Origin of the sequence: Streptomyces sp. MNU89 (assembly GCF_020982505.1) — a bacterium.
Classification (GTDB): domain Bacteria; phylum Actinomycetota; class Actinomycetes; order Streptomycetales; family Streptomycetaceae; genus Streptomyces; species Streptomyces xinghaiensis.
Genome location: NZ_JAJKLL010000001.1, coordinates 684,840 through 711,773, shown reverse-complemented (window position 1 = coordinate 711,773; position 26,934 = coordinate 684,840). Strand labels below are relative to the sequence as shown.

The following is a 26,934-nucleotide window of genomic DNA, read 5'->3' as shown; positions in this document are numbered from 1 at the left end:
GTCAGCCGCGCCCGAGGAGGTCCTCGACCTCGGACTCGGTGGGCATGGCGGAGGAGCAGGCGAGACGGGAGGCGACGATGGCGCCGGCGGCGTTGGCGTGGCGCACGGTCCGCTCCAGGTCCCAGCCGGCGAGCAGGCCGTGGCAGAGCGAGCCGCCGAACGCGTCGCCCGCCCCTAGTCCGTTGACGACCTCCACGGGGACGGGCGGGACCTCGGCGGTGGTGCCGTCGCGGTGCGCGGCGAGAACCCCGCGGGGGCCCTGTTTGACGACGGCCAGTTCAACACCGGCGTCGAGGAGGGCCCGGGCGCAGGCGCGGGGTTCGCGCACGCCGGTGGCGATCTCGCACTCGTCGAGGTTGCCGACGGCCACGGTGGTGTGGAGCAGGGCCTCGGTGTAGTACCCGCGCGCCTCGGCGGGGTCGTTCCAGAACATCGGCCGCCAGTCGAGGTCGAAGACCGTGGTGCCCGAACGGCCGCGTGCGGCAAGGGCGTCGAGGGTGGCGGTCCGGCTGGGCTCCTCGCTGAGCCCGGTGCCGGTGACCCAGAAGACCCGGGCGGCGCGGACCGCGTCGAGGTCGAGCTCCTCCGGCCGGATCTCCAGGTCCGGGGCCTTGGGCCGGCGGTAGAAGTACAGCGGGAAGTCGTCCGGCGGAAACATCTCGCAGAAGGTGACGGGGGTCTGGAGGGCGCCGACCGGGGTGACCCAGCGGTCGTCCACCCCGAACTCCCGCAGGGCCTGGTGGAGATAGTCCCCGAAGGGATCGGCGCCGGTGCGGCTGATCAGCGCGGTGGCCCGTCCCAGGCGGGCCGCGGCGACGGCGACGTTGGCGGCCGAGCCGCCGAGGAACTTGCCGAAGGTATCGACCCGCGCCAGCGGGACGCCGGTCCGGAGCGGGTAGAGGTCGACCCCGATACGGCCCATGGTGATCAGGTCGAAGGACGTGGTCATGAGGCTCCTCAGGCAGGGGGACCGGGGTCGCGGGTGGTTGCCGGGGCTTCGGCGCCTTCAGATGTAGACCGCCGGGGGAGCCCCTGTCAACACTTTGTTCTTACATATGGACCTGCTCGTGAAATGATGTCCTGACAAACCATTGACAGTGGGGTGCGTCACGCGTTTGGATCCCGTCCCAACGGCAGAACAGCCCCTTGCCGGCTCCGTCCGGGCACACCCCGGGCCGGCCCCCTCTCGCTTCCTCTTCCCCCTGTCGCACAGTGAGGTGCAGCAAAGATGGACCGCACGCCCCGTCCCCGCTCCCGTGGATTCGTCCCCCTCGCGGCGGCTTGCGCCGCGGCCGCCACCCTCCTCGCCGCCGGATGCAGCAGCGCCGGAGGCAAACAGGCCGAGGAAGGCGGGAAGAACGCCGCCGCGGGCAAGGCGAGCACCCCGCGCATGAAGGTCGCCCTGATCACCCACGCGGCCGCCGGTGACACCTTCTGGGACATCGTCCGCAAGGGCGCCGAAACCGCCGCCGCCAAGGACAACGTGGAACTGGTCTATTCCGGCAAGCCGGAGGCCGGCGACCAGGCGAACATGATCCAGAACGCGATCGACCAGAAGGTCGACGGCATCGCGGTGACCCTGGCCAAGCCGGACGCGCTCAAGTCCGCCGTCGCCAAGGCCAGGAAGGCCGGTATCCCCGTGGTCGCCCTGAACGCCGGCCTGGACCACTGGAAGGAGGCGGGAATCCTGAGCTACTTCGGCCAGGACGAGAGCATCGCCGGCGAGGCCTTCGGCAAGAAGCTCAACGCGCTCGGGGCCGAGCACACCGTCTGCGTGATCCAGGAGCAGGGCCACGTCGCCCTGGAGGCCCGCTGCGCCGGCGTGAAGAAGACGTTCAAGGGCAAGACGGAGACCCTCTACGTCAACGGCACCGACATGCCCTCGGTGAAGTCGACGATCGAGGCGAAACTCCGGGGCGACCGGTCCATCGACTACGTCACGACCCTCGGCGCGCCGTTCGCCGTCACCGCGGTCGAGTCCGCCGGGGACGCCGGCAGCGACGCGAAGGTCGCCACCTTCGACCTGAACAAGGAGCTGGTGTCCCACCTCGAGGACGGCTCGATCGCCTTCGCCGTCGACCAGCAGCCGTACCTCCAGGGATACCTTGCGGTGGACGCGCTGTGGCTCCACCGGACCAACGGCAACCACAGCGGCGGTGGCGAGGAGCCCGTCCTGACCGGGCCCGCCTTCGTCGACGCGTCGAACGTCGACACCATCGGCGAGTACGCCAAGAAGGGCACACGGTGATCCCTGTGCGGACGACGTCCCGGGTGGCCGCTCCGGCGGCCACCTCCCACACCCCCGCCGCTCCGGCGGCGGGGGCCCCCGCCCCGGGGAAGGACGGCCGCACCCGGCAGCGTTCACCCCTGCAACGGCTGCTCGGCCGCCCCGAGATCGGTGCCCTGCTCGGCGCCGTCGCGGTCTACGTGTTCTTCTTCGCCGTCGCGCCCCCGTTCCGGGAGACCGGCTCCCTGGGCACGGTGCTCTACCAGTCCTCCACCATCGGCATCATGGCCCTGGCTGTGGCGCTGCTGATGATCGGCGGCGAGTTCGACCTGTCCGCCGGTGTGGCGGTCATCACCTCGGCGATGACCGCCAGCATGGTGGCCTTCCAGCTCTCGCTGAACGTCTGGGTCGGGGTGTTCGCCGCGCTGGCCGTCTCGCTGGCGATCGGCGCGTTCAACGGCTTCCTGCTGGTCAGGACCGGGCTGCCGAGCTTCCTTGTCACCCTGGGCAGCTTTCTGATGCTCCAGGGCGTCAACCTGGCGCTGACCAAGCTCATCACCGGCAACGTCGCCACCGAGTCCATCAGTGACATGGACGGCTTCGAGCAGGCGAAGGCGGTCTTCGCCTCGTCCTTCCCGGTCGGCGACATCACCGTCCGCGTCACGGTGCTGTGGTGGCTGGCCTTCGCGGCCCTGGGCACCTGGGTGCTGCTGCGGACCTCCTTCGGCAACTGGGTCTTCGCGGTGGGCGGCAACCGGGAGAGCGCCCGGGCCGTGGGGGTGCCGGTGACCTTCACCAAGATCGCTCTCTTCATGACGGTCGGCTTCGCCGCCTGGTTCGTCGGCATGCATCTGCTGTTCGCCTACAACACCGTGCAGTCCGGCGAGGGCGTCGGCAACGAGCTGCTCTACATCGCCGCCGCGGTGATCGGCGGCCACGGCTCGGTGTTCGGCCCGGTCGTCGGCGCCGCCCTGTTCGGCATGGTGACCCAGGGCATCGTCTACGCCAACTGGAACCCCGACTGGTTCAAGTTCTTCCTCGGCGCGATGCTGCTGACCGCCGTGCTCATCAATCTCTACGTGCGCAACAGCGCCACCCGGAGGTGAACCCCCGTGACCCCCAAGGACGACGGCGGCGCCCTCGTCGAACTGCGCGGTGTCGGCAAGAGCTACGGCAACATCCGTGCCCTCAGCGGCGTCGATCTCTCGGTCCGCCCCGGCCGGGTGACCTGCGTGCTGGGCGACAACGGCGCCGGCAAGTCGACCCTGATCAAGATCATCTCCGGGCTGCACCGGCACACCGAGGGAGAGTTCCTGGCCGGGGGCGAGCCCGTCTCCTTCTCCTCGCCGCGTGAGGCGCTGGACCGCGGCATCGCCACCGTGTACCAGGACCTGGCCACCGTGCCGCTGATGCCCGTGTGGCGGAACTTCTTCCTCGGCTCCGAGCTGACCCGGGGCCCATGGCCAGTACGCCGGCTGGACATCGCCCGTATGAAGCGGACCGCGGACCAGGAGTTGCGGGCCATGGGCATCGTGCTCGACGACCTGGAGCAGCCTCTGGGCACCCTCTCCGGCGGCCAGCGCCAGTCGGTGGCCATCGCACGCGCCGTGCACTTCGGTGCGCGGGTACTGATCCTGGACGAGCCAACCGCCGCCCTCGGCGTCAGGCAGTCCGGGGTGGTGCTGAAGTACGTCGCGGCGGCCCGCGACCGCGGGCTCGGGGTCGTCTTCATCACCCACAATCCGCACCACGCCTACATGGTGGGCGACCACTTCTCCGTCCTGCGGCTCGGCACCATGGAACTGAGCGCCTCCCGCAGCGAGGTCGGTCTCGAAGAACTGACCAACCACATGGCCGGCGGCGCCGAGCTGGCGGCGCTCAAGCACGAACTGGCCCAGGTCCGCGGGGTGGACACCGGCGAACTGCCGGAGGAGTCCGACCTCCGGGCCCCCGCGCCGACCGGTGCCGCCGGCACGTCCGCCTAGCCGTCCGAGCCCGCCGTCCCCCGCTTCCCGTCCTCGTGCACGGCCCCCACGGTCCGTACGAGGGAAAGGACACCCACCCGATGACTGACGACCGTTCCGCCCGCCCCGCCCTGGACCGGATCCGGGTCGGATCCGCCCCGGACTCCTGGGGGGTGTGGTTCCCGGACGACCCCCGGCAGGTGCCCTGGGAGAGGTTCCTCGACGAGGTCTCCGAGGCCGGATACACGTGGATCGAACTGGGCCCGTACGGCTATCTCCCCACCGACCCGGCCCGGCTCACCGACGAGGTGGGCCGGCGGGGCCTGAAGGTCTCCGCCGGCACCGTCTTCACCTCCCTGCACCGGGGCCCGTCCGTCTGGGACTCCACCTGGGCGCACGTCAGCGATGTCGCGGAACTCACCCGCGCCATGGGCGCCCGGCACCTGGTCGTCATCCCCTCCTTCTGGCGGGACGACAAGACCGCCGAGATCATCGAGGACGCGGAGCTCACCACCGAGCAGTGGGGGAACCTGGCCCGGGGCATGGAGCGGCTCGGCCACGAGGTGCGGGAGCGGTACGGGCTGGACATCGTCGTCCACCCGCACGCCGACACCCACATCGACACCCGGGAGCACGTCGAACGCTTCCTGGACGCGACCGACTCCGGCCTGGTGAGCCTCTGCCTCGACACCGGGCACTACGCCTACTGCGGCGGCGACAGTGTCCGGCTCATCGAGGACTTCGGCGAGCGCATCGGCTATCTCCACCTCAAACAGGTCGATCCGGAGATCCTCGCCGACGTCGTGAAGAACGGGATCCCCTTCGGCCCGGCGGTGCAGCGGGGGGTGATGTGCGAGCCCCCGGCCGGCGTCCCCGCCCTGGAGCCGGTGCTGACCGCCGCCCAGCGCCTGGGCGTGGACCTCTTCGCCATCGTCGAGCAGGACATGTACCCGTGCCCGCCGGACCGGCCGCTGCCCATCGCCGTACGCACCCGCAGGTTCCTCCGCTCCTGTGGCGCCTGATCCTTCCGAAGGGACGAACACGATCATGATCCAGCGCGGAACGCTCGGCGTCGCCGTCATCGGCACCGGCCGGATGGGGACCGACCACGTGCGCCGTATCAACGACGTGATCAGCGGGGCACGGGTGACGGCCGTCGTGGACATCGACGCGGACCGGGCCAAGGAGGTTGCGGACGGGGTGAGCGGCTGCACCCCGTACACCGACCCCGCCGCCGCGATGGCCGCGCCCGACGTCGGTGCCGTACTGATCGCCTCCCCCGGGCCCGCCCACGAGGAAGCGCTGCTCGCGGCCATCGACCGGAATCTGCCGGTACTGTGCGAGAAGCCGCTTACCCCGGACGCGGCCTCCGCGCTGCGGGTGGTGCGGGCCGAGGAGAAACGGGGGCACCGGCTGGTGCAGGTGGGCTTCATGCGGCGGTACGACACGGAGTACCGGGAGCTCAAGGCGCTGCTGGACAGCGGCCGGCTGGGCCGACCGCTGATGCTGCACAACCGGCACCGCAACCCGGGTGCCCCGCCGTACTTCACCAACGCCCATCTGATCAATGACTCGGTCGTGCACGAGATGGACGTGACCCGCTGGCTGCTGGGGCAGGAGATCACCGCGGTGACGGTGATGCGCCCGGCCCGGTCCGGCAACGCGCCGGACGGGCTGGACGTCCCGCAGCTGGTGCTCTTCGAGACGGACGGCGGGGCGCTGGTGGACGTCGAGATCAACGTGACCCCCGGCTTCGGTTACCAGGTACAGGCCGAAGCGGTCTGCGAGCACGGCACCGCGGGCGTCGGCGACGCCCGCGGCATGCTGGTCAACACGGCGGGGCGCTGGGGCGGTGCGATCCTCCCCGGGTTCGTGGAGCGCTTCGAGGACGCGTTCGACCGCGAGGTGCAGGACTGGGTGGACGCCACCCGCCGCGGCGAGGTCACCGGGCCGAGCTGCTGGGACGGTTACGCGGCGGCGGCGGTCTGCGAGGCCGGGGTGCTGGCGCAGGCCGGGGAGCGACGGGTGGAGGTCGAGCTGGCCGACCGTCCGGAGCTGTACCGCTGACTCCACGGGTTCGCTGACCGGGCCGCCGTGGGAGGACCGGCCTCCGCGGGCCGCCCGCAGGCGGGACGCCCCCGGCCGATTCGTGTCCGGTCCGATCCCGCGACCGGGTGCGGCGGCGGCCCGCGGCGACCGCACGGTGGAGGCTTCCGGCGGGCGGAGCGGCCCGGACGGGCACCGCGTCGCCGGAGCCCTCCGCGCAGCCGGGTCAGGGCCCGCCGGCTCCCGGCGGGCGCACGGGCAGCGGTACCCACTCTCGCGTCTCCGCGGAGCGCGCCATGGCATCCAGTGCCTCGGCGCTGCGGACGGCGTCGTCCAGCGTGGCGCCGTGGGTGGTGCCGTCGGCCACGGATCGCAGGAACCGGTACGCCTCGACGACCTTGAGGTCGTCATAGCCCATGCCGTTCGCCGCGCCCGGCTGGAACGCGCCGTACTCGCCGTGCTCCGGACCGAGGTGGAGGGTGCTGACGGGCTGCTCCTGGTAGGCGGTGCCGCGGCTGACGCCCAGTTCGTTCATGCGGCGGAAGTCCCAGAACACGGCGCCCCGGGTGCCGTGGATCTCGAAGCCGTAGGCGTTCTGCTCCCCGACCGAGACCCGGCACGCCTCCAGGACCCCGCGCGCTCCCGAGGCGAACCGCAGCAGGCAGGAGACGTGGTCCTCGTTCTCGACCGGGCCGGGCTCGCCGCCGGCGGAGCGGGCGTGACCGGCGGTGGAGCCGGTGGGGCGGGCGCGCTCCGGGACGAAGACGGCCGTGTCGGCGACCAGGGACGTGATCTCGCCGAGCAGGAGGCGGGCCAGGTCGACGCCGTGCGAGGCGAGGTCCCCGAGCACTCCGCTGCCTCCGCGCCGGCGTTCGTACCGCCAGGTGAGGGCGGCATCGGGATGGGCCGCATAGTCGCTGAAGAGCCGGATGCGGGCGTGGGTGACGGTGCCGATCCCGCCGGACGCGATCAGCTCACGGGCGGTCTCCACGGCCGGGACGTGACGGTAGGTGAAGCCCACGGCGCCCCGCACCCCGGCCCCGGCCGCGGCCTTCGCGACGGCGCGCGCGTCGGCGGAGGTCAGGCCGACCGGCTTCTCGATCCAGAGATGCTTGCCGGCTTCCGCCATCGCGACACCGATCTCGCGGTGCAGGAAGTTGGGCGCGGTGACGCTGACGGCCTGCACCCGGGGATCGGTGGCGATGTCGCGCCAGTCGCGGGCCGTGCCGGCGAATCCGTACCGGTCGGCGGCCTCCTCGGCCCGGCCGGGGACCTCCTCGGCGACGGCCACCAGTTCGGGACGGAGCTGAAGGTCCGGGAAGTGGTGCAGAACGCGGGTGTACGCCTGGGTGTGCACCCGCCCCATCCAGCCGAACCCGATAACCGCGACGCCGATCGGACGCCGCCCGGCGGTCCCGCTCGTCGCGCTCCGGTCGCTCTCCACGGCTCCTCCTCGCGCCCCGTGTGTCCCTTGTGTCCCGGGGCAGTCGGCATCAGAGCACGCCTTGCGCAATGTGTCCAGACATCTGGACCCATCGCAGCCGTCTGCCCCGCCTTGCGGCTCGCGGGCCCCACGGCGAAGAGGGAGGGCGCCCCCGGCCCGGCCGGGCCGGCGCTGTTCCGCAGGCCGGAGATCCACCGCCCTCCACGCGCCGAGCCCGGTGACCGCACCCCTGCCGGGCGAAGGGCAGGGGGACAGCCGCCCCTCGGGCCCCGGCCGGCCCGGCCTCAGCCGGGCGTGCCGCCCCGGTCCGGTGTCGTCCGCCTGCCGCGCCGGGCCGCCGCGCGGACGGCCCGCGAGGCCCGGGACGGCGTGCCCGCCGGCGGCACGGCGGCCGCCAGGCCGAGCTCGACCCGCACCCGGGCACCGCCCAGCGGGCCGCGGCCGATCGTGATGTCACCGCGTGTCGTCCGTGCCGCCCGGAGCGCGATGTCCAGTCCCAGGCCCGTCGAGCCGCCGACGCTCACCCCGCGCTCCAGGGCCAGATCCGGGTCCGCGATGCCGGGGCCCGCGTCGTCCACACAGAGGACCACCGACCCCGCGGTCCGTTCCACCTCCACCGCGAACGCCGTCCCCTCCGGCGTGTGCTGGAAGACATTGCCGATCAGCGCGTCCACGACCGCCGCCAGATCGTCGTACGGCAGCCGCACCGGAGTCGGCTCGTCGGTGACCTCCAGCCCGCAGGGCCGGCCCTGCTGACCGGCGAGGACCGCCCAGAACTCCACCCGCCGCCGCACCACACCGGACACCTCGCAGCGGCTCCCGGCCGCCCCGTCCCCGCTTGCGTCGCCGTCACCGTTCCCGTCCCCGGAACCGTCCGCCGTCCCGCCGCCCGGCGGGCCCACCGCCAGCGGGCTGCGCGCGGCGGAGATGATCGAGTCGATCTCGGTCTGCAGATGCGTGATCGCGGCCGTCAGCCGCTCCGACCCCGGAGCCGAGCCCATCCGCTCCGCCTCCAGCCGGAGCGCCGTCAGCGGGGTGCGGAGCCGGTGCGACAGATCCGCCACCAGCTCCCGTTCCGTCGCCAGCAGCCCGACCACCCGGTCCGCCATCGAGTTGAACGCCCGCCCCGCCTCCTTCAGCTCCGGCGGCCCGGCCGGCTCCACCCGGATGCCGAGGTCTCCCTCGCCGAGCGCGTTCGAGGCCCGGGACAGCTCCCGGGAGGACCGGACGACGCGGGCGCCCAGCCGGTCGGCGACCAGCACCGATCCCGCCACCAGCCCCACCGCCAGCAGCGACATCACCCCCCAGGACAGCACCACGCCGCGGGTGAGCGCCGAGCGCGGCACGAACGACTCCACGACCGCGACCCGGTCCCCGGCGAGGATCACCGGCTGCAGGTACACCCACCCGTCGTCGGTGTCCATGGCGAGCGTCTCCCGCTCCCGCTCGGCCCGCGCGAGCGCGGACTCCGGCGCGTGCCGGTCCCCGATCACCTCGCCGTCCGGCAGATGGACCGCCAGCCGCCGCTCCGAGTCCAGGCCCGAGACGGCCTGCTGCACATCGCGGGAGCGGGTGGTCAGCGCCAGGACCGGAGCCAGGGCCGAGGCCCGCTGCTCCGCCTCCGTCGTGGAGCGGGCCCGCGCCTCGGACTGCACCAGCAGCGCCAGGGGGATCAGGAAGGAGAGCGCCACCATGGACGTCACCGCCAGGGCGACACCGGCCAGGGCCCGTCTCACCGCGGGGCCACCAGCTTGATCCCGATGCCGCGCACCGTGTGCAGATAGCGCGGCTGCGAGGCCCGCTCGCCCAGTTTGCGGCGGAGCGCGGAGAGATGGACGTCTATGGTCTGGTCCTCCACATACGGCTGCCGCCAGACGTCGGCGAGGATGCGGCGCCGGGAGACGACCTGGTCGGCGTGGGCCGCCAGATAGGCCAGCAGATCGAACTCGCGCCGGGTGAGCCGCAGTTCCCGTCCAGCCAGCCGGGCCGTACGGGCCGGCGGGTCGACCACCAGGTCACCCACCCGTACCGTGCGCGCGGCGGCTCCGCCGGCGGCCGGGCCGCCGGGAAGCCCGCCCGGGAGCCCGCCGGCCGCGTCGGAGCCGGGGGAGGGGAGCGCGGTGGCCGGGGGAGCGGTACGGCGCAGCACCGCGCCGATCCGGGCGGCGAGCTGCTCGCCGGAGAAGGGCTTGACCAGGTAGTCGTCGGCTCCCGCGTTGAGCAGCTTGACGACTTCGGCGTCGTCGTCCCGGGCCGTGGCGACGACCACCGGCACCCGGGAGATCCCGCGCACCATCCGCAGCACGTCGGTGCCGTCCAGGTCCGGCAGCCCGAGGTCGAGCACGACGACGTCCGGCGGCCGGGCGGTGATCTCCCGCAGCGCCTCGAAGCCCGCGGCGGCGCTGTGCACCACATGGCCGTGCGCGGAGAGCACCTCGATGAGCGCGGTGCGTATGACGGGGTCGTCCTCGACGACCAGGACGGAAGCCATGGCTCTGCACGTTATCCCGTACGTCACCATGGTGTCGTGCCCCGCTACCTCCGCTATCTCCTCCTGTGGCTCTCCTGCACCGCCGTCAGCGTGACGGCGGTGCTGCTGACCGTGCACTTCGTGGTGGGCTCGACCCGGCCCAAGCCGCTGGTGGCGCGGTCGGCGCCGACGGTCTTCACCTCCTCCACGAGCCGCCCCCCGAGCCCGAGCGCCGAGCCCGGGCCGTCCCGTGGCAAGAGCACCGCCACTCCCACGCCCACGGCGTCCCCGTCCCGTGCCGCGACCACCCGGAAGCCGTCCCCGCGGGCCACCCCGCGGCCGAGCCGGAGCACCGCACCGCCGCCGGCGACCTCCGCGCCGCCGAGTGGTCCCGGTGCCTTCACGGACTGCGAGGGCGGGGCGGGTGTGCACACCATCGAGTCGGCCGGGGGGCAGGCGACGGTGCGCTTCGGCGACCGCGGGGTGTGCCTGGTCTCGGCCGTTCCGGTCCGGGGCTTCACCGTCCGGACCGAGCAGCGCGAGCGGACGACGCTGACCGTGACGTTCTCCGGTCAGCGGAGGGAGTCGGAGATCACCGCCACCACCACCCCCCAGAACAAGGCGACGATCAAGGAGACCTCCTGGTGACCCGATGACCCCCGGCGACCGGGACCGGGTGACCGCCGTGGCGGGGCCCGGTGCCGGGGACCCGGCGGGACGTGCCGGACCAGCCCTACGGCACGACGGTGACCGGCCAGTGGCCCGCCTTGACCAGCCGCACCGCGACCGAGCCGGCCAGGCGGTGCCCGGCACGCTCGGAGGCGCCGACGACCACGGCGTCGGCCTTCAGCCCGTCCGCCGCCTCGGCCAGCACGGTGTACGGGTCGCCGTGGAAGGTGTGGAACTCCCAGCGCAGACTGCCGGCCTCCGGCATCCGGCCGATCGCCGAGCGGGCCTCCCGCTCCAGCTCCTCGGCGGCGTCGGCGGTGATCGCCGCCGTGGGGGCGCCCAGCGCGGCTCCGGCCACCAGCAGCGGCTGGACGTGGACGACCGCGAGCAGGGCGTTCTGCCGCCGGGCCAGCCCCGCGGCATAGGCGGTGGCACGCCAGGAGGAGTCGGAACCGTCCAGCCCGGCGACGATCACCTTGGGGCCGTCCGTTCCGCGCTCGAAGGGCGCGGGCACCCGTTCCTCCCTCTCCTCCATGCGGCTGAGGCCACAGACGCCAGCAGCCTACCGCGCCCCCGGCCCGGCGGACCGGCGCGCACCGGACATCCGGGGGGAGGGGCACCTGGCGTGAATTCGATGCCCGATCCGGCCTGATGTGCCCTCAGTTGCCGTGTCCTTCGGCCGTATTGGATGAACGGGCGGGACGGGTGGGGCTCAACTCCCGGATCCCGGTGCACATGCCCATGGTTTGTGACCAGAACGGATCGCAGATTTCCGTTTGAGGTTCCCCTGGTGAGGAGCGATCAGTAGCCTCAGGCGCATACACCGGCATAAAAATGGCCGGACCCTCCTGGCCGACAGTTGGAGACCACCGATGGAGCGACCCTCCTGGGCCCCCCAGGGCATCGACCTTTCCGTGCCGAGCGTGTCCCGGATCTACGACTTCTACCTGGGTGGCTCGCACAACTTCGAGGCCGACCGGGAGGCGGCGCGCAGGGCGATGGAGATCATGCCGGGCCTGCCGAAGATCATGCAGGCGAATCGTGCCTTCATGCGGCGGGTCGTACGGTACGCGGTGGGGCAGGGCATCACCCAGTTCCTCGACATAGGCTCCGGCATACCGACCTTCGGCAACGTCCACGAGGTCGCCCAGGCGGCAACCCCGGAGGCGAAGGTCGTCTACGTCGACAACGACCCGGTGGCCGTGGCGCACAGCCGGGCGGTGCTGGAGGGCAACGAGTCCGCGGTCATCACCGCGGCCGACCTGCGCGAGCCGGCGGCCATCCTGTCCAGTCCCGAGGTCGGGAGAATGCTCGACTTCGGGAAACCGGTGGCGCTGCTCCTCGTCGCCGTCCTGCACTTCCTGACCGACGACGACGAACCGCGGCGCGTCGTCGCGGAACTGCGCGACGCGCTGCCGCCGGGCAGCCTGATGGCACTCACCCACGCGTCCACGGAGGGCGGACCGCTGACGCCCCGTCAGGGCGTCGGGGTGGAAGGGGTCTACCGGCAGGCGACCTCCCCGCTGGTCATGCGGTCGCGCCGGGAGGTCGCCCCGTTCTTCGACGGCTTCGAGATGGTCGAGCCGGGCCTCGTGTCGATGCCCGACTGGCGGCCCGACACCCCCGGCGAGCAGGAGGACCCCGTGGTCTACACCGGGTTCGCCGGCGTGGGGCGCAAGGCGTGACGGCCCGGCCGCCCGGGCCCGGGGCCCCCGGCCCAGACGGTTCCGAGGACGGGCCCGACGACAGACTGAGACGGTTCGCCGCGATCTGGAGCCGGGCCATCTACCCGGCCACGGCCACGTCCATGACCCGCGCCGAATTCGAACAGCATCTGATCCCGCAGGCCCGCCGGCTGGCCGCCGCCCTGCGGACCCGGCCGTTCGACCCGAGCGCGGGGCTGGAGGTCGGGGCCGCGCTCGTCGCGGCGCACTGCACCGACCCCGGAAGCCTGCCGCACACGCTGGGCGTGATCGACTCCTATCTGACGCTCTACTGCCCGCCCGAGGAACCGCAGCCGGTGGAGCAGCTCCGGGCCCGCTGCACCCGGCTCCAGCACGCCGTCGCCGCCGGATTCGCCGAGGCCCTGCGCGAACGGACCCGCTCCGAGCAGGAGGCCATGTCCCGCGCCGCGCTGCGCGCCCAGGCCGACGCCGAACAGGCCCTGCACCGCAGCGAGGCGAGGTTCCGGGCGGTCTTCGAGGGCGCCGCCATCGGCATCGGCATCGCCGACATGGACGGCCGGGTCGTCGACATCAACGAGAGCCTGACCCGGATGTTCGGCGGTCTGGAGCACCATGTGCGCAGCCGCCGGGTGACCGACTGGACCCACCCCGAGGACAGCCCGGGCGTCTGGCGGATGCTGGCCGAACTCATGCGCGGGGAGCGCGACCACTTCCGCGTCGACAAGCCGTACTACCGCAACGACGGCACCGTCCTGTGGACCAACCTCACGGTCTCCCTCCTCCGCGACCGTGACGGCACCCCCCGCTACATGCTCGCGCTGATGGAGGACATCACCGAGCGCCGGCTGCTCAACCTCCGCCTCCGCTACCAGGCGACGCACGACGCGCTCACCGGACTCCCCAACCGGACCTTCTTCTTCGAACGGCTGGAATCCGCGGTCGCCGCCCGCGGCGGCACCGGCCGCTTCGGCCTCTGCTACCTGGACCTGGACGGCTTCAAGGCGGTCAACGACCACCTCGGCCACGCCGTCGGCGACCAGTTGCTGGTCGCCGTCGCCGACCGGCTGCAATCGTGCGTCACCGCCCCCGGCCAGCTCGTGGCGCGGATCGGCGGCGACGAGTTCGTGGCCCTGATCACCGACCCGCCCGAGCAGAAGGACGTCACCGACTTCGCCGAGCGCATCCTCGACGCCCTGTCCACCCCGGTGTCCATCGCCGGCAAGGAACTGACCGTACGGGGCAGCATCGGCATCGTGGAGGGCCCGGCGGGCAAGCTCGGCGCCGCCGAGGTGCTGCGCAGCGCCGACATCACCATGTACCGGGCCAAGGCCGCGGGCGGCAACCGTTACGAGCACGCCGACCCGGAGGCCGACACCCGGGTCATCACCCGTCACGGCCTCACCAACAGCCTGCCGATGGCGCTCCAGCGCGGCGAGTTCTTCATCGAGTACCAGCCGCTGGTCCGGCTCAGCGACGGCCGGGTGCACGGCGCGGAGGCCCTCGTCCGCTGGTCCCATCCGCTGCGCGGGGTGCTGGGACCGGACCAGTTCATCCCCCTCGCGGAGAACACCGGTCTGATCGTGCCGCTCGGCCGCTGGGTGCTGGAGGAGGCCGTACGGCAGGCCCGCGACTGGCAGTTCCAGCACATCGACGGGAAGGCGCTGCGGGTCAACGTCAACCTGTCGCCCTGCCAGCTCCACCACCCGCATCTCGTCCGGGACACGGCGGAGGTGCTCAAGGAGGCCGGCCTGGAGCCGTCCTCGCTCTGCCTGGAGGTCACCGAGAGCGCGCTGATCGGCGCCGACGAGGCCCTGCTGAAGCCGCTGCGCGAACTGGCCGACCTCGGCGTCGACATCGCCCTCGACGACTTCGGCACCGGCTACTCCAACCTCTCCAACCTCCGCCGGATGCCGCTCAGCACCCTCAAACTCGACCGCTCCTTCACCCGGGGCATGCAGCGGGAGCCGGCCGACCCCATCGACATCAAGATCGTGGAGGGCATCGTCTCCCTCGCGCACACCCTCGACCTCGCGGTCACCGTGGAGGGCGTGGAGACCGGCGTCCAGGCCGAACACCTGCGCGTCCTCGGCTGCGACACCGCCCAGGGCTGGTACTACGCCCGGCCCGGCCCGCCCGAGCGGCTCCACACCCTCTCGCTGGCCGACGCGACCTGAGGCACGGCGGGCTCCCCGGGGGCGTGAACCGGCCATCCTCCGGGCAGCTCGCCGGACCGCGCCCGGGGAGCCGGCCGGCGGTCAGTGCGCGGCTTCCGGGGGGTTGTCCCCGGGGCTGTCCCCGGAGTCCTGTTCGGGGTCCAGTTCGAAGGTGAAGTAGATGCTCAGCAGGTAGGGCTCGTCCTCGTCGTACAGGAAGTCCCATGACACGTCCACCAGGCGGACGTTGTGCTCCCGCACCCATTCCTGGGCCTTTCCGAAGGCTCCCGCGGCGGTCGTGGCGGGGAACAGCTTCCTGGCCATCGGATGGACCTGGCTCTCGGCGTCCGAGTCGTCGAAACCCTCCGGAACCTCCAGGCAGAGACCGGGATCGAACTCCACGGGCGATGCTCCTTCCGCCGGCTGACGGGTACGAGCCGCCGGGGTCTCTTCCCCGGAGCGGCGCCCGATAGGACCGCCGTACACCCCGGACGGGTTGCCTCGGGCGGCGATCCCGGCGAGGTACCCGGCGGCCGGAGGGGACACAGCGTCCATAAGAAAGTCATATAACAAGCCTTGGCCCCAAGGTTCCACCACCGGAAGCGGGAGAACCCGCAGCCGCGGGAGGGCGGCGACCGGCTGAAGGACGCGGCTACGCGGGACGCGCCTCGCGCTGCTGTTCGGCGGCGCGGCGCAGTTGCTCCAGCTTCTCCGGCAGCAGGTGCTGCAGCCCGTAGCGGGCGCGGCCGCGCCGGTAGGAGGTGATGAGGCCGTTCTCCTCGAGCGGCATTCCGGCCGGCCGTCCCACGGTGTTGCCGTTCTCGTCGGGGAGGCCGGCGTGGTTCGGGCGCAGGGACACCCAGAGGCGTGAGGTGCCGTGGGCGAACGCGACCAGTTCCTCGCGGACCGCCAGCCAGCGGTCCAGAGCCGCGCGGGCGAGCGGTGACAGCGGCAGCCACTCACCGGTGACCGGCGCGGTGGTGCCGTGCTGCGGGCGCCGCTCCACATACACCGAGCCGCGGTCGCCGGTCAGGTGGGTGGTGCGCAGGCCGGTCAGTTCTCCGGAGCGCGCGGCCGTGTCCAGCACCAGGGCGAGCACGGCGGTCAGCCGGGTCCGCCCCGGTGACAGGGGGCCGGCGAGGTCCTGGTCGAGCTGCCGGCGCAGCGCGGAGAGCTGGGCGTGTTCGGGGACGGGCCGCAGCGCCGGGGCCCCGGTGGCCGCCAGGTGCAGAGAAGGGAGGCCGGCCGCTTCCCGCAGCAGGTCGAGGCAGACCAGCCGGGTCTGATTGGTGTGTCCGGAGGTCGGGGGGCGCCGTCCGGCGACCAGGCGGTGCCGCAGCGCGCCGGACTCCGCCCGGCGCAGATACGGGGCGAGGGCCTGTTCGCCCAGGAGGTGCCGCAGGCTGCTCCGGGCCGGTGCGGGCAGTGCGTCCTGCCGGAGAGCGGACTCCAACTCCCTTCGCACCATGCTCAGCTGGCGTCGGCGTGCTTCCCCGGTGCCGGACATCGTGCCGAGGAGCGCGTCGAGCGCGGCGAGGGAGGGATACGGAGGCGTCGGCACCCGGTGATTGTCACTCATCCGGGCCGTTCCCCGCACGGACCGTCCGCTTCACCGCCCCGTCACCGTCCGCGCCGGCGCGTGTGCCGTGCCGGAGGCGGGCCGGTCAGCCGGCCAGGGGGTCCAGGCGCATCGACTCGACCTTGCCCTCGATCATCGCGCCCAGCCCTCGTACGGCACAGGTGTCCGGGGCCTCGGCGGTGTGCACCGGGATCCCGGTCGCACGGCTCAGCATCGCGTCGAGTCCCGGCAGGAGGGCACCGCCGCCGGCGAGGACGAGGCCGCGTTCGGAGAGGTCCGCGACGAGGTCGGGCGGGCAGCGCCGCAGCACGGTGCGGATCGCGTCGAGGACGGCGGTGAGCGGTCCGCCGACGGCCTGCCGGACGCTTTCGGTGTCCACGGTCACGGTCCGCGCCAGTCCCGTCGTCACGTCGCGGCCGTGCACCTCGGCCACGGCGGGGCCCGGGTCCGCCGAGTGCAGCATCATCCGCAGCGGGCGCACCGCCGGGTGGGGGAGGAGCAGTTCGTGGCGGCTGCGCAGGTGTTCGATGACGGCGTAGTCGATGGCGTCGCCGCCGACCGGTACGGTCTCCGCGGCGACGATCGAGCCGAGGGACAGGACCGCCACCTGTGTGGTGCCCGCGCCGCAGACCACGGCCATCGCCGCCTCCGGGTGCTCCACCGGTAGTCCGGAGCCGATGGCCGCGCAGACGATGGTGTCGGCCAGTTCCACCCGGCGGGCGCCGACCGCGGTGAGCGTCTCGTGCAGCGCGCGCTGGGCGAGGGGTTCGCTGTCGTGCGGTACACAGGCGGCGAACCGCATACCGGGGCGGCGGATCCAGGTGCGGCGCAGTTTGCCCCCGATGAGGTGGCGCAGCATGCGGCGGGCGAGGTCGACGTTGACGACCGTGCCGCCCTGCACGGGGCGGACCACCCGGATGTGGTCGGGGGTGCGCCCGGTCATGCGTTCGGCGAGTTCGCCGACGGCGAGGAGTGCGCCGGTGCGGATGTTGACGGCGGCGACGCTCGGTTCGTCGACGACGATGCCGGTGTCCCTGACGTACACCCGGGTCCTGGACGCGCCGAGGTCCACGGCGACCGAGCAGCGGCGCATCTCTTCCATGTTGACGGGCACGTCGGGTCCTCCCCTGCGGGACGGTTCGGAGGGCGGGCGCGGGCCCGCTTCCGTACAGCCTCCGTCAGGCGCGGGGGGTGCGCCCGCCGGGGAGGCCCGGCCGGGGACCCCGGCGACCCGTTCGGGGACGGGCGGGAGGGCGCCGCCGGGGCGGGACGGACCCGGGGCCGGTCAGCCCGCCTCCTCCAGCCGGAAGCCGACCTTCAGGCCGACCTGGTAGTGCTCGACCTGTCCGTCCTTGATCTGTCCGCGCATCTCGGTCACCTCGAACCAGTCCAGGTGCCGCAGGGTCTCGGAAGCGCGGCGGATGCCGTTGCGGATCGCGTCGTCCAGTCCCTCGTGCGACGAGCCGACGATCTCGGTCACCCGGTAGACGTGGTTGGTCATGGCGGATCTCCCTGGCTGTGTGAAGGGCGGGGACGGGGTGGGGACGGGTGGTCACGACCCACCGTGCCCCGGCGGCGGCGTCCGCGCGAGGCGAGGGGGCCGAGCGGTGGAGCGGACTACCGCCCGGTGTCGCGCGGGGGCTTCAGCGGGTCGTGGCCCATGTTCATGAGCCGGTGCCGCCAGGAGCTCTGCCCGGCGACCGGTTCCATGTCCTCGCGGCGCTGGTCCGTCACCCGGTCGACGATCTTGTACATCACCCGGATGTCGTCGTCGGTGAGGTCGGTGCGGCGCTTCTGCAGGATGTGCAGGACGTGCCTGCCCAGCTCGGTGCCGGAGTGGTCCGGTTCGGTCTCGCTGACCTCGCCGGCGGATTCCGTCCGCAGCCATGCGGCGAGTTCCTCGGAGTTCATGTTCACCACGCGGTGGAACTCGTCCCAGAGCGCGTCGAGCTCGATGGTGGAGATGTGAGCCGATGTGTCAGCCACGATGTGCCTCCCGGGCCCGGTTTTCGTCGGGTCGTCCCGGCGTCCGCGACGCCGGTTGCTTACGACACCCACGGGTGCCCGGCTCGGGCGCGGGGAAACGGGCCGGGCCGGCGGAGTCCGGGCGGGGCGGCCGGGTGGCCCGGCTCTCCGCCGCCGCACCGGGACCCGTACACGGAGGCGGATGGGTACGGGTCCCGGCGCGACGGGGGCGGGGGCTTACCGGAACGCCTCGGGGACGAGCTTGCCGTAGGAGGGGGCGCTCTTGACGAGACCGCTGTCGACGTGGAAGTCGCGGGCGATGCCGTAGCTCTTCTCGGCGACCGCGGCAGACGCGGGGGACTCCTTCCGCAGGATGGGGACCAGGGCGTCGAGCGCGGGGCCGGGGGCGCTGCTGAGGTACTCGCCGAGCAGGTCCCTGACCTCGGAGGCGTCACCGGCGATGAACTTCAGGGAGCGGCCGATCGCGCTCTGGAAGGAGGCGATCTCCGCGGACTTCTTCTTGAGGACGCCGCTCAGCGTGAAGGCGACCCCGTGCAGGGCGCCGGTCAGGGAGGGCACGTCGCCGGCGGCGGGCGAGATGTGGATGTCGCCGATCCCGGCGGCTTCGGACTGCTGGCCGATCGGCTGGAAGAAGGCGAGGGCGTCGACGCGTCCCGCCTTCAGGGCGCCCAGGGCCGCGCTGCTCACCGCGCCGAGGTTGACGAGGGTGGCGTCCGTCCTGGGGCTGAGCCCCGCGAGCCCGAAGAGGTAGTTGACCAGGGCCTCGGTGCCGCTGCCGGGGCCGGTGATGCCGATCTTCTTCCCGGCCAGGGCGCGGGTCTTCTCCTTGAGGGAGGAGCCCTGCGTGCTGAAACCTTTCTTCACGACGATGTCGACGTAGTACTCGGTGACCAGGGACGTCGTGAGCCGGGCCTGGGCGTCGTTCTCGGCGAGGTTGAGGACATCGGTCATGACCCCGGCGCCGATGTCGATGCTGCCGGACTTCAGCGCGGCGGCGACCTTGGCGCCGGTGCCGAGCCGGGGGCGGTCGCCGAGCGAGAGGCCCTCGTCCTTGAAGAAGCCGCGCTTCTCGGCGATGAACAGCGGGAAGAAGGCGACGGAGTCGCTGATCTGGCCGATGCTGAGGGTGCCGCCCCTGCCGGCCGAGCCGCCGTTCGAGCAGGCCGTGAGCAGGGTGGGTGACAGCAGCGCGGAGGAGGCGGCGAACGCCTTGAGCATGGTGCGGCGCGATGGGGACACGGGGTTCTCCGGTTGGTGAGGACGGCGGGTGCGGGAGCGGGGGTGGACGCGCGGGCGGGGAGCGGGTGCGGCGCGGGGCTACTTCTGGAGCGGCTTCCAGCGGTTGACGCGCCGGTCGAGCATGCCGACGAGGATGTTGAGGGCCCCGGCGATGAGGCTGAGGACCACGAGCGTGGCGAAGACCCCGGCGGTGTCGAACTGCGCGGCGGCATCGTTGATCAGGTAGCCGAGGCCCCGGTTGGAGGCCACGAGTTCGCCGATGACCGCACCGATGAGGGCGTAGGGCACCGAGACCTTCAGCCCGGTGAGGAACCCGGCCATCGAGGACGGCAGGACCACCTTGAGCGCGATCTGGCGGCGGTCGCCGCCCATGAGGCGCACCGCGTCCACCAGTCCCTGGTCTACCTCGCGGACGGCGGCCGCCGTGTTGAGGAAGACGAGGAAGAACACGGTGACGGCGGCCAGCAGGACCTTCATGTCCATGCCGATGCCGATCCACACGATGAACAGCGGGGCCAGCGCGACCTTCGGGATGGCGTAGAGGGCCATGATGAAGGGGTCCAGCACCCGGTAGACGAAACGCGAGGCGCCGAGCAGATAGCCGGCCAGGGCGCCGGCCGCGGCCCCGAGCAGGAATCCGTAGACGATCTCCTGCACGGTGATCCAGGTGTTGTCGGCCAGGGTGCCGTCGGCCCACCAGGTTCCCAGCCGGTCGACGATGTCGCTGGGCCGGCTGATGAAGGTGTCGTCGATCCAGCGGCCGGAGGCGGCCTGCCAGAGCACGAGCATGACGACCAGCAGTGCGGTCCGGGTGGCCCAGATGGTCGTGGTGGCGCCGTGGCGCTGCCACCAGGTGCGCCGGACGTCCTCGCGGACGGCTCCGGTGGGCAGGGCCCGGCCGGCTTCGGGCGGGGTGTCGGTGGTGCTCATGCCGCGGCTCCCTGGAGTGCGCCGGCCATTTCCTTGTACAGCGCCACATAGGTGGCGTCGACCTGCAGTTCGTCCGCGTTCCGCGGGCGGGGGAGCTCGATCCGCCGGTCGACGACGATGCGTCCCAGTCCGCCGAGGACCACCACGCGGTCGCCGAGCAGGATCGCCTCCTCGATGTCGTGCGTGACGAACACGACGGTCTGCTCGCTTCCCTCCCAGAGCCGCAGCAGTTCCTGCTGCAGTTCGTGGCGGAGCTGGGCGTCCAGCGCGCCGAACGGCTCGTCCATGAGCAGCGTGGACGGGCTGCCGGCCAGCATCCGGGCCAGGCCGGCCCGGCGCCGCATGCCCCCGGAGAGCTCGCGGGGGTAGTGGTGCTCGAAACCGGAGAGGCCGACGCGGTCGATGAGGTCGCTCGCGGTGCGGGACCGCTCGGCGGCCGGCACGCCCCGGAGCTCCAGCGGCATCTCGACGTTGCGCTGGACGTCCCGCCACGGCATCAGCGTGTCCGACTGCGTCAGATAGCCGATGTCGGTGTGCGGGCCGGTGAGCCGCTTCCCCTGGTAGCGGACCTCGCCGCTGGTGGGCGTGGTCAGCCCGGCGAGGAGGTTCAGCATGGTGGACTTCCCGCACCCGCTGCGGCCGAGGACCGAGACGAAGGTGCCCTGCTCCACCGAGAGGCTGAAGTCGCGCAGGGCGACCGTGGCCGTGTCGTTCTTGACGAACCGCTGGGACAGTCCGTCGACGCTCAGCAGCGCGGTCATGCCGTCACGCTCCCTTCACTGTCCTGCGCGCGCAGGCCGTAGACGTCGTAGCTGATCTCGCCGTTCTGCCAGCGCGCCCGCAGGGCGGCCTCCTTGGCGATGCGGGCCCGTACGGCCCGCACCACCTCGGGAACGTCGGCGGCCCGTACGGCGGTGGCGCCGTCGTCGTCCAGGACGACCGGGTCGCCCGGTTCGATCAGGGTGCCGCCCACGCGGACGGGGACGTTCACCTGCCCGCGGTGCTCCTTGCCGGCGCCGCGGGCGTTCCGCCACCGGGCGTGGATTGCCATCTGCAGGCCCGCGAGTTCGGCGGTGTCCCGCACGGCCGCGTTGACGAGGAGCCCGGCCGCTCCGCGCACGGCCGCCTGGGTCGCCAGCAGGTCTCCGATGACGGCGACGGGCTCCGGCTCGGCCAGGGTGACGACCAGGATCTCCCCGGGCCCGAGGACGTCCATGGCCTCGTGGACGGCGCGGTTGTCACCGGGGCCGCACAGCACCGTGCAGGCCGGCCCGGCCGTGCGGCGGCCGGGGGTCACGGCGTCCCAGGACTCCTCGATCAGCCCGCGGCGGCCGTACGCCTCGTACACCGTGGCGACTCCGGCGCGGCCCAGCTCGGCCGCTTCGGGGCTCACAGCGCCCCCACCACGTGGGGGAGGAGGCGCTGGAACGCCTCGGCCTGCCGGATGCCGGCGTCGCCGGTCACCTTGCGGGCGTGGTTGCCGCGGTGCTCGGCGCGCTGGGCGTAGTACTCCTGGAGGTACCGCTGGGCCGCCATGTGCCGCATGGCTTCGACCTTGCGTTCGAAGACATCGGTGATGTCGACGAAGACCGAGGGGACGAAGCCGCACAGTTCCGGCTGGTGCGGTTCGAAGGCGAGGAACTCCGAGGGCGGCGCGGTCCTGAACGCGCTGGCCACGCCCGCGCCGGAGGTCAGCAGGCGAGCCCGGGCCACCGCGCGGTGCGCGACGGGGTGGTCGGGGTTGAACGGGTCCTTCTCGGGGTGCGTCAGGACGATGTGGGGCGCGAACTCGCGCATGATCCCGGCCAGTTCGGCGACGGCGTCGTCACCGGCGCGCAGCGGGTAGTCGCCCAGGTCGAGCGCCCGGAACCCGGCGCCGAGCACGGCGGCGGCCCCGGCGGCCTCCTCGTGGCGGATCTTCTTGACGTTCTCCTCGGTCTGACCCTCCTGCTTCCACAGGACGCCGGACTCCCCGCGCTCGCCGTAGGAGAGGGCCACCACGAGGGCTTCCCCTCCGGCGGCGGTGTGGCGGGCGACGGCGCCGGCCGAGCGCCAGACGAAGTCGGCGCTGTGCGCGCCGACGACCAGCATGCGACGTGTGTTCATCGGTTCCTCTCTCCCGGGCATCGGGGGCGGTCAGTCGCTCAGCGGTTCGGCGCCGACGAGGGCCCGGCTGTTGTGCACGGTCATGGTGCGGATCTCCTCGTCGCTGAAACCGGCTTCGAGGAGCCGGTCGGCGGCGAGCGCCAGTCCGTGCTCGACGGGCGGGTTGAACGGCTGGCCGAGGTCGCTGGAGACGATCGAGTTCTCCGGTCCCGCCTCGCGGATGTTGGAGAACCACAGGTCCCAGCCGACCTTGCCGGTGTAGGGGGTGGTGAAGCACCGCTCCAGCAGGGCGCCGTGGGCGGCCAGCTCGCGCTGCCGTTCGATGCCGATCCGCTGGGAGGTGAACTCGGGGTGCGTCACGACGATGCGGCGCACGCCCTCCTCGGCGGCGGCCGCGACGACCGTGGCGATCTCGTCGCCGTGGAGGTGGCCGGTGGCCAGGACCATGTCGTGCCGCGCGATGAGCCGCAGGACCTGGCGGGTGCGCTCCAGGACGGCGCCGTCCGGTCCGACGACCTCGACCGGGTCCGCCGCCATGCCCGCGGCGCGCAGGTCGTCCTGGAGCCGGGCCCACATCGGCGGCTTGGCGCCCGCGGGGTCACTGGCCAGGCAGGACCGCTGGTTGGAGCTGTCGACCGTAGGCAGCCACACGAACCGGGCGCCGCCGCGGGCGGCGATCTCGACCGCGATGGGGTTCAGACCGCCCACCGAGGCGTTGAGGGTGATGGCCCCCACCGCCTCGGCCCGTCCGAGCCGGTTGACGACGGCGGCCCGCTCGGCGGTGGGGACGTAGTGGCTCTTGAGGACGAACCCGGCCAGTCCGGCCTCGGCGAAGCGGGGCGCGAGCTCGCTGTCGTCGATGCGGCGCTTCATGACGTCGGGCCCGACGTGGATGTGGACGTCGTAGGCGCCGCGGACGAGGTCCCTGGCGTGCCGGCTCGGGATGGGGTGGGACACAGTGACACCTTTTTGTCGGCAACTTGTTGAACGGGATTGTTAGCAATCCTGTTGCCGGCGTCAAGGGTCTGGCCGATATCAGCCCTCGGAGGCCCTCCGCATCGCCTCCATGACGCTGCCCAGATGCAGCCGGATCGCCTGCTCCGCGGCCTCCGCGTCACCCGCGCAGACCGCGTCGATGATCGCCAGGTGCTCGGGCAGCGAGACCTGCGGACGGCCGGGCATGGTGGCGACCTTGAACTGCTGCCGCACGCTCTGCGCCCGCAGCCTCTCCAGCACGTCCGAGGCGGCGCGCTGCCCGCTGATCTCCCTGATCCGCTGGTGGAGGCGCTGATTGAGCTGCCGGTAGCGCATGATGTCGCCGCCGGACACCGCCACCCGCATGTCCGAGCCGATCGTGCGGAGCTCCTCCGCCTCCGCGGCGCCGATCCGCTCGGCCGCCTTCGCGGCGCACAGGGCCTCCACGGCCATGCGCACCTCGTAGATCTCGATGGCCTCGTCGAGGGGGACGATCCGGACGCGGGCGCCCCGGTTGGCGATCCGTTCGACCAGGCCCTCGGCCGCGAGTTCGAGGAGGGCCGAGCGGACCGCCCCGCGGCTCGCCGAGAACTGTTCCGTCAGGTCCGCCTCCACCAGTCGCTGGCCGGCCACGAAATCACCTCGCAGGATGGCCTCGCGGATGTCGGACGTGACGTTGGCGCGGGCTTTCGCCGCCTTGGCCGTCTCTGTCGCGCTGGGTGCGTCGCTCGGCATTCCATGACTCCCGGATGCTGGCGTGATTGTTGACAATATTGTCGGGAGTGTAGCAGGGTGCCCCTCCGGTCCCGGCTCCCCGGACCACCGGCCGGACGCAAGGAGGCTCTCGTGCAACCGCCCCCGTACATCGCGCTGTTGGGCTACGGCGAGGCCGGCTCGGCGTTCGGCCGCGATCTGCTCGCCCTCGGCGCGCGGGTCCGCGTCCACGACCCCCGGGTCCGCCCGCGTGACGCCGTCGAGGTGGCGGCCGACGAGGCGGACGCCGTGCGCGGCGTCGACCTGGTGCTGAGCGTCAACAGCGCCTCGGCCGCACTCGGCGCCCTGGAGGACGGTGCCCCCGGGGCCCGCGAGGGCACCGTCTGGGCCGATATGAACACCGCGTCACCGCAGGTCAAGACCGTGCTGGGGGAGACCGCCGCCCGGGCGGGCCTCTCCTTCGCCGACGTCGCGATCATGGCCCCCGTCCCGGGGCGGGGACTCCGGGTGCCGATGCTCGTCAGCGGCCCGGCCGCGGAACGTTTCGCCGCGATCCTCCGGCCCCTGGGCACGCCCGTCACCCTCCAGCCCGGGGGCGCCGGCGCCGCCGCCCAGCGCAAGCTGCTGCGCAGTGTCTTCTTCAAGGGGATGGCCGCGGCGGTCGTCGAGGCGCTCGACGCGGCCCGCGCCGCCGGCTGCGAGGAGTGGCTGCGGGAGAACATCGCCGCGGAGCTCGCCGGCGCCGGAGCCGGAACCGTGGACCGGCTGGTCACCGGCACCCGCCGCCACGCCGGGCGCCGCGCGGACGAGATGGCGGCCGCCGAGGACATGGTGCGGGGCCTCGGGGTCGAGCCGGCCGTCGCCCGGGCCGCGCGGGACCTGCTGCTCCGGATCCGGGCCGAGGAGGCGGCCGGGCCGGCGGAGGGCGGGCCGCGCCGGTGAGGCGCCGGGCCCGCCCGGACCGTCCGCTCAGTCCTCGGCCGGACCCGCCAGCGACAGGGCGAAGCGGCCCTCGTCGTCCGTCCACCAGTGGCGCAGCTCCAGACCGGCGGCGGCCAGTTCCTCCCGTACGCCCTCGCGCCGGAACTTCGCCGAGACCTCGGTGCGCAGGTCCTCGCCTGCGTCGAAGGTGACGGCGAGGTCCAGGGCGGGGATCTTCGCGGTCAGCGCGTGCCGGGCGCGCAGCCGCATCTCGATCCACTCGTGCTCCGCGTCCCAGAGCGCGACGTGGTCGAAGTCGTCCGGGTCGAAGTCGGCGCCCAGCTCGCGGTCGATGACGGACAGGACGTTCTTGTTGAAGGCGGCGGTGACGCCCTGGGGATCGTCGTAGGCCGCCACCAGCGTCCGCTCGTCCTTCACCAGGTCGGTGCCGAGCAGCAGCGTGTCGCCGGGGGCGAGCAGGGAGCGCACGGATGCCAGGAACGCGGCGCGCTCGGCGGGCAGCAGATTGCCGATGGTGCCGCCGAGGAAGGCCACCAGGCGCGGGCCGGGGGTGTCCGGGAGCCGGAGCCCGTGCTGGAAGTCGGCGACCAGGGCATGGACGTCGAGTTCCGGGTGGTCCGCGAGCAGACTCTCCCCCGCGAGACGCAGCGCCGACTCGCTGACGTCCACGGGGACGTAGGCCCGCAGGCCGCCCAGGGCCCGCAGCAGATGGCGGGTCTTCTCGGAGGAGCCGGAGCCGAGTTCCACCAGCGTGCGGGCGCCGCTCGCCCCGGCGACGGCGTCCGCGCGGGCGGCGAGGATCTCCCGCTCGGCGCGGGTCGGGTAGTACTCGGGAAGCCGCGTGATCCGCTCGAACAGCTCGCTGCCGCGGGCGTCGTAGAACCACTTGGGCGGCAGCTCCTTGGGGCGGCGGGACAGCCCGCGGAGGACGTCGGTGCGGAGAGCGGCGGCGGTGGCGTCGGCGGGCAGGGTGCGGGTGACGGCGAACGGACTCACGCGGGCTCCTTGAGCGGGGTCAGGAGAACATCGGTGCGGGTGGCGGTGAGCAGGGTGCGGTCGGGTGCCTCGGTCCAGCGCGGATCGTCGTCGTAGGGCTCGGAGGCCACGACGGTGCGGCGCGCGGCCGGGTCCGCCAGGTACCAGAGGGTGTCCCCCCAGGCGGTGGCGGCCACGGTGCCGCCGTCGGTGAGCAGCAGGTTGAGCCGGGAGACCGGCGCCGCCGCGGCCAGTTGCCCGACGACGGCGGAGAGGGCGTCGCCCAGGGCGTCGCCGCGGCGCAGCGCGTGGAGCACCAGCGCCCAGACGAAGGCGGAGTCGCAGCGCGCCTGGAGTGTCAGCAGGTCCTCGGGCGGCAGCCCGGCGGCGAGCGGGGCGGCGGAGGCGGGCCAGCCCGTGAGGGCCCCGTTGTGGCTGAACAGCCAGGGCCCGGCGGCGAAGGGCGCGGCGGCGGCCTCGCCGTCGGCGCCGGCCTCGGTCGCGTCCCGTACGGCCGCGAGCAGTGCGCGGGTGCGCACGACGCGGGCGAGGTCGGCGAAGGACTGGTCGGCCCAGACCGGCCCGGCGCGGCGGTAGCGGGCCGGCACCGGGTCGCCGTCCGCGTACCAGCCGACGCCGAAGCCGTCGGCGTTGACGGTGCCGTACCGCTGGCGGCGCGGCGCCCAGGACTGGCGGTACAGCCCGTGCCCGGGTGTCACCAGGACGTCCTGCCAGGGAACGCCGGGTCCCAGGTAGGCCACATGCCGGCACATCAGAAGCACCCCCGCCCCGGGGCCGGGCGGAGGCGGGTGACGGCGGTCGCGGGCGCC

At 73.0% G+C, this 26,934-nt stretch carries 28 protein-coding genes; 9 read left to right on the top strand and 19 right to left on the bottom strand.

From position 1 onward, the window contains the following. Nucleotide 1 precedes the first annotated feature (1 nt). Nucleotides 2–949, bottom strand: coding sequence for a 5-dehydro-2-deoxygluconokinase (gene iolC, locus E4N63_RS03120; protein WP_125624360.1), 948 nt, complete (start codon nt 947–949; stop codon nt 2–4). A 279-nt stretch (nt 950–1,228) separates the two neighbouring features. Here iolC and E4N63_RS03115 point away from each other — a divergent pair, with 279 nt between their 5' ends. From E4N63_RS03115 to E4N63_RS03095, 5 genes are all read left to right on the top strand, one after another. Continuing rightward, nucleotides 1,229–2,248, top strand: a complete 1,020-nt coding sequence (locus E4N63_RS03115; protein WP_230239826.1) for a sugar ABC transporter substrate-binding protein — start codon at nt 1,229–1,231, stop codon at nt 2,246–2,248. Between the two features lie 23 nt (nt 2,249–2,271). After that, nucleotides 2,272–3,333, top strand: coding sequence for an ABC transporter permease (locus E4N63_RS03110; RefSeq protein ID WP_230242325.1), 1,062 nt, complete (start codon nt 2,272–2,274; stop codon nt 3,331–3,333). Between the two features lie 6 nt (nt 3,334–3,339). Continuing rightward, complete coding sequence (locus E4N63_RS03105) at nt 3,340–4,212, top strand: ATP-binding cassette domain-containing protein (RefSeq protein ID WP_230239825.1); 873 nt, start codon at nt 3,340–3,342, stop codon at nt 4,210–4,212. Between the two features lie 80 nt (nt 4,213–4,292). Continuing rightward, entirely contained in the window at nt 4,293–5,213 is a 921-nt protein-coding gene (locus E4N63_RS03100; protein ID WP_043461324.1) for a sugar phosphate isomerase/epimerase, read from the top strand. Between the two features lie 25 nt (nt 5,214–5,238). Beyond that, on the top strand, nt 5,239–6,258 hold the full coding sequence (locus E4N63_RS03095) for a Gfo/Idh/MocA family protein (protein ID WP_125624356.1): 1,020 nt from the start codon (nt 5,239–5,241) through the stop codon (nt 6,256–6,258). A 205-nt stretch (nt 6,259–6,463) separates the two neighbouring features. On the opposite strand, the gene E4N63_RS03090 is transcribed toward E4N63_RS03095, so the two are convergent. The 3 genes from E4N63_RS03090 to E4N63_RS03080 form a co-directional block, all read right to left on the bottom strand. Beyond that, the gene (locus E4N63_RS03090) at nt 6,464–7,681 is read right to left on the bottom strand and encodes a Gfo/Idh/MocA family oxidoreductase (protein WP_308188633.1); all 1,218 of its coding nucleotides are present in this window, start codon (nt 7,679–7,681) and stop codon (nt 6,464–6,466) included. A gap of 284 nt (nt 7,682–7,965) precedes the next feature. After that, nucleotides 7,966–9,417, bottom strand: coding sequence for a HAMP domain-containing sensor histidine kinase (locus tag E4N63_RS03085; RefSeq protein ID WP_230239824.1), 1,452 nt, complete (start codon nt 9,415–9,417; stop codon nt 7,966–7,968). Beyond that, nucleotides 9,414–10,172: a response regulator transcription factor gene (locus tag E4N63_RS03080; protein WP_230239823.1), complete on the bottom strand. Its 759-nt coding sequence runs from the start codon at nt 10,170–10,172 to the stop codon at nt 9,414–9,416. Before E4N63_RS03080 ends, E4N63_RS03085 begins: the two co-directional genes overlap by 4 nt. A 36-nt stretch (nt 10,173–10,208) precedes the next feature. Here E4N63_RS03080 and E4N63_RS03075 point away from each other — a divergent pair, with 36 nt between their 5' ends. Next, the gene (locus E4N63_RS03075; protein ID WP_228430346.1) at nt 10,209–10,799 is read left to right on the top strand and encodes a hypothetical protein; all 591 of its coding nucleotides are present in this window, start codon (nt 10,209–10,211) and stop codon (nt 10,797–10,799) included. 85 nt (nt 10,800–10,884) lie between these two features. Here E4N63_RS03075 and E4N63_RS03070 read toward each other — a convergent pair whose 3' ends face one another. Next, nucleotides 10,885–11,355 carry a universal stress protein gene (locus E4N63_RS03070; RefSeq protein ID WP_125624354.1) on the bottom strand — a complete coding sequence of 157 codons (471 nt, stop codon included), beginning with the start codon at nt 11,353–11,355 and terminating at the stop codon, nt 10,885–10,887. 337 nt (nt 11,356–11,692) lie between these two features. On the opposite strand from E4N63_RS03070, the gene E4N63_RS03065 reads away from it, so the two are divergent. Together E4N63_RS03065 and E4N63_RS03060 are read left to right on the top strand one after the other, a co-directional pair. Then, nucleotides 11,693–12,505 (top strand): SAM-dependent methyltransferase, encoded by an 813-nt coding sequence (locus E4N63_RS03065; protein ID WP_125624353.1) that lies wholly within the window; start codon nt 11,693–11,695, stop codon nt 12,503–12,505. After that, the gene (locus E4N63_RS03060; RefSeq protein ID WP_228430347.1) at nt 12,502–14,679 is read left to right on the top strand and encodes an EAL domain-containing protein; all 2,178 of its coding nucleotides are present in this window, start codon (nt 12,502–12,504) and stop codon (nt 14,677–14,679) included. Before E4N63_RS03065 ends, E4N63_RS03060 begins: the two co-directional genes overlap by 4 nt. An 81-nt stretch (nt 14,680–14,760) precedes the next feature. Here the strand turns inward: E4N63_RS03060 and E4N63_RS03055 are convergent, their stop codons facing one another. The 12 genes from E4N63_RS03055 to E4N63_RS03000 form a co-directional block, all read right to left on the bottom strand. After that, complete coding sequence (locus tag E4N63_RS03055; protein ID WP_125624351.1) at nt 14,761–15,060, bottom strand: hypothetical protein; 300 nt, start codon at nt 15,058–15,060, stop codon at nt 14,761–14,763. Nucleotides 15,061–15,310: 250 nt separating this feature from the next. Next, nucleotides 15,311–16,237 carry a hypothetical protein gene (locus E4N63_RS03050; RefSeq protein ID WP_125624350.1) on the bottom strand — a complete coding sequence of 309 codons (927 nt, stop codon included), beginning with the start codon at nt 16,235–16,237 and terminating at the stop codon, nt 15,311–15,313. Nucleotides 16,238–16,322: 85 nt separating this feature from the next. Continuing rightward, complete coding sequence (locus tag E4N63_RS03045) at nt 16,323–17,351, bottom strand: rod shape-determining protein (RefSeq protein ID WP_125624349.1); 1,029 nt, start codon at nt 17,349–17,351, stop codon at nt 16,323–16,325. 171 nt (nt 17,352–17,522) lie between these two features. After that, the gene (locus E4N63_RS03040) at nt 17,523–17,738 is read right to left on the bottom strand and encodes a dodecin (RefSeq protein WP_019706615.1); all 216 of its coding nucleotides are present in this window, start codon (nt 17,736–17,738) and stop codon (nt 17,523–17,525) included. Between the two features lie 116 nt (nt 17,739–17,854). Next, nucleotides 17,855–18,223: a DUF3140 domain-containing protein gene (locus E4N63_RS03035; protein WP_228430348.1), complete on the bottom strand. Its 369-nt coding sequence runs from the start codon at nt 18,221–18,223 to the stop codon at nt 17,855–17,857. A 216-nt stretch (nt 18,224–18,439) separates the two neighbouring features. Further along, nucleotides 18,440–19,462: an ABC transporter substrate-binding protein gene (locus tag E4N63_RS03030; protein WP_230239822.1), complete on the bottom strand. Its 1,023-nt coding sequence runs from the start codon at nt 19,460–19,462 to the stop codon at nt 18,440–18,442. 78 nt (nt 19,463–19,540) lie between these two features. After that, entirely contained in the window at nt 19,541–20,392 is an 852-nt protein-coding gene (locus E4N63_RS03025; RefSeq protein WP_230239821.1) for an ABC transporter permease, read from the bottom strand. Next, a complete protein-coding gene (locus tag E4N63_RS03020) occupies nt 20,389–21,153 on the bottom strand; it encodes an ABC transporter ATP-binding protein (protein ID WP_230239820.1) in 765 nt (254 codons plus the stop codon). Before E4N63_RS03020 ends, E4N63_RS03025 begins: the two co-directional genes overlap by 4 nt. Beyond that, nucleotides 21,150–21,785, bottom strand: coding sequence for a 4-carboxy-4-hydroxy-2-oxoadipate aldolase/oxaloacetate decarboxylase (locus E4N63_RS03015; RefSeq protein WP_230239819.1), 636 nt, complete (start codon nt 21,783–21,785; stop codon nt 21,150–21,152). Before E4N63_RS03015 ends, E4N63_RS03020 begins: the two co-directional genes overlap by 4 nt. Continuing rightward, complete coding sequence (locus tag E4N63_RS03010) at nt 21,782–22,498, bottom strand: PIG-L deacetylase family protein (RefSeq protein ID WP_125626170.1); 717 nt, start codon at nt 22,496–22,498, stop codon at nt 21,782–21,784. The genes E4N63_RS03015 and E4N63_RS03010 overlap by 4 nt, the downstream gene beginning before the upstream one ends. A gap of 30 nt (nt 22,499–22,528) precedes the next feature. Further along, nucleotides 22,529–23,455 carry a DUF6282 family protein gene (locus E4N63_RS03005; RefSeq protein WP_125626171.1) on the bottom strand — a complete coding sequence of 309 codons (927 nt, stop codon included), beginning with the start codon at nt 23,453–23,455 and terminating at the stop codon, nt 22,529–22,531. A gap of 78 nt (nt 23,456–23,533) precedes the next feature. Then, entirely contained in the window at nt 23,534–24,208 is a 675-nt protein-coding gene (locus E4N63_RS03000) for a GntR family transcriptional regulator (RefSeq protein ID WP_125626172.1), read from the bottom strand. 111 nt (nt 24,209–24,319) lie between these two features. Here E4N63_RS03000 and E4N63_RS02995 point away from each other — a divergent pair, with 111 nt between their 5' ends. Further along, nucleotides 24,320–25,129: an NAD(P)-dependent oxidoreductase gene (locus E4N63_RS02995; protein WP_230239818.1), complete on the top strand. Its 810-nt coding sequence runs from the start codon at nt 24,320–24,322 to the stop codon at nt 25,127–25,129. Between the two features lie 27 nt (nt 25,130–25,156). Here the strand turns inward: E4N63_RS02995 and egtD are convergent, their stop codons facing one another. Next, nucleotides 25,157–26,125, bottom strand: coding sequence for an L-histidine N(alpha)-methyltransferase (gene egtD / locus E4N63_RS02990; RefSeq protein WP_230239817.1), 969 nt, complete (start codon nt 26,123–26,125; stop codon nt 25,157–25,159). Beyond that, nucleotides 26,122–26,877, bottom strand: a complete 756-nt coding sequence (egtC, locus tag E4N63_RS02985; protein WP_230239816.1) for an ergothioneine biosynthesis protein EgtC — start codon at nt 26,875–26,877, stop codon at nt 26,122–26,124. Before egtC ends, egtD begins: the two co-directional genes overlap by 4 nt. Nucleotides 26,878–26,934: the final 57 nt, after the last annotated feature.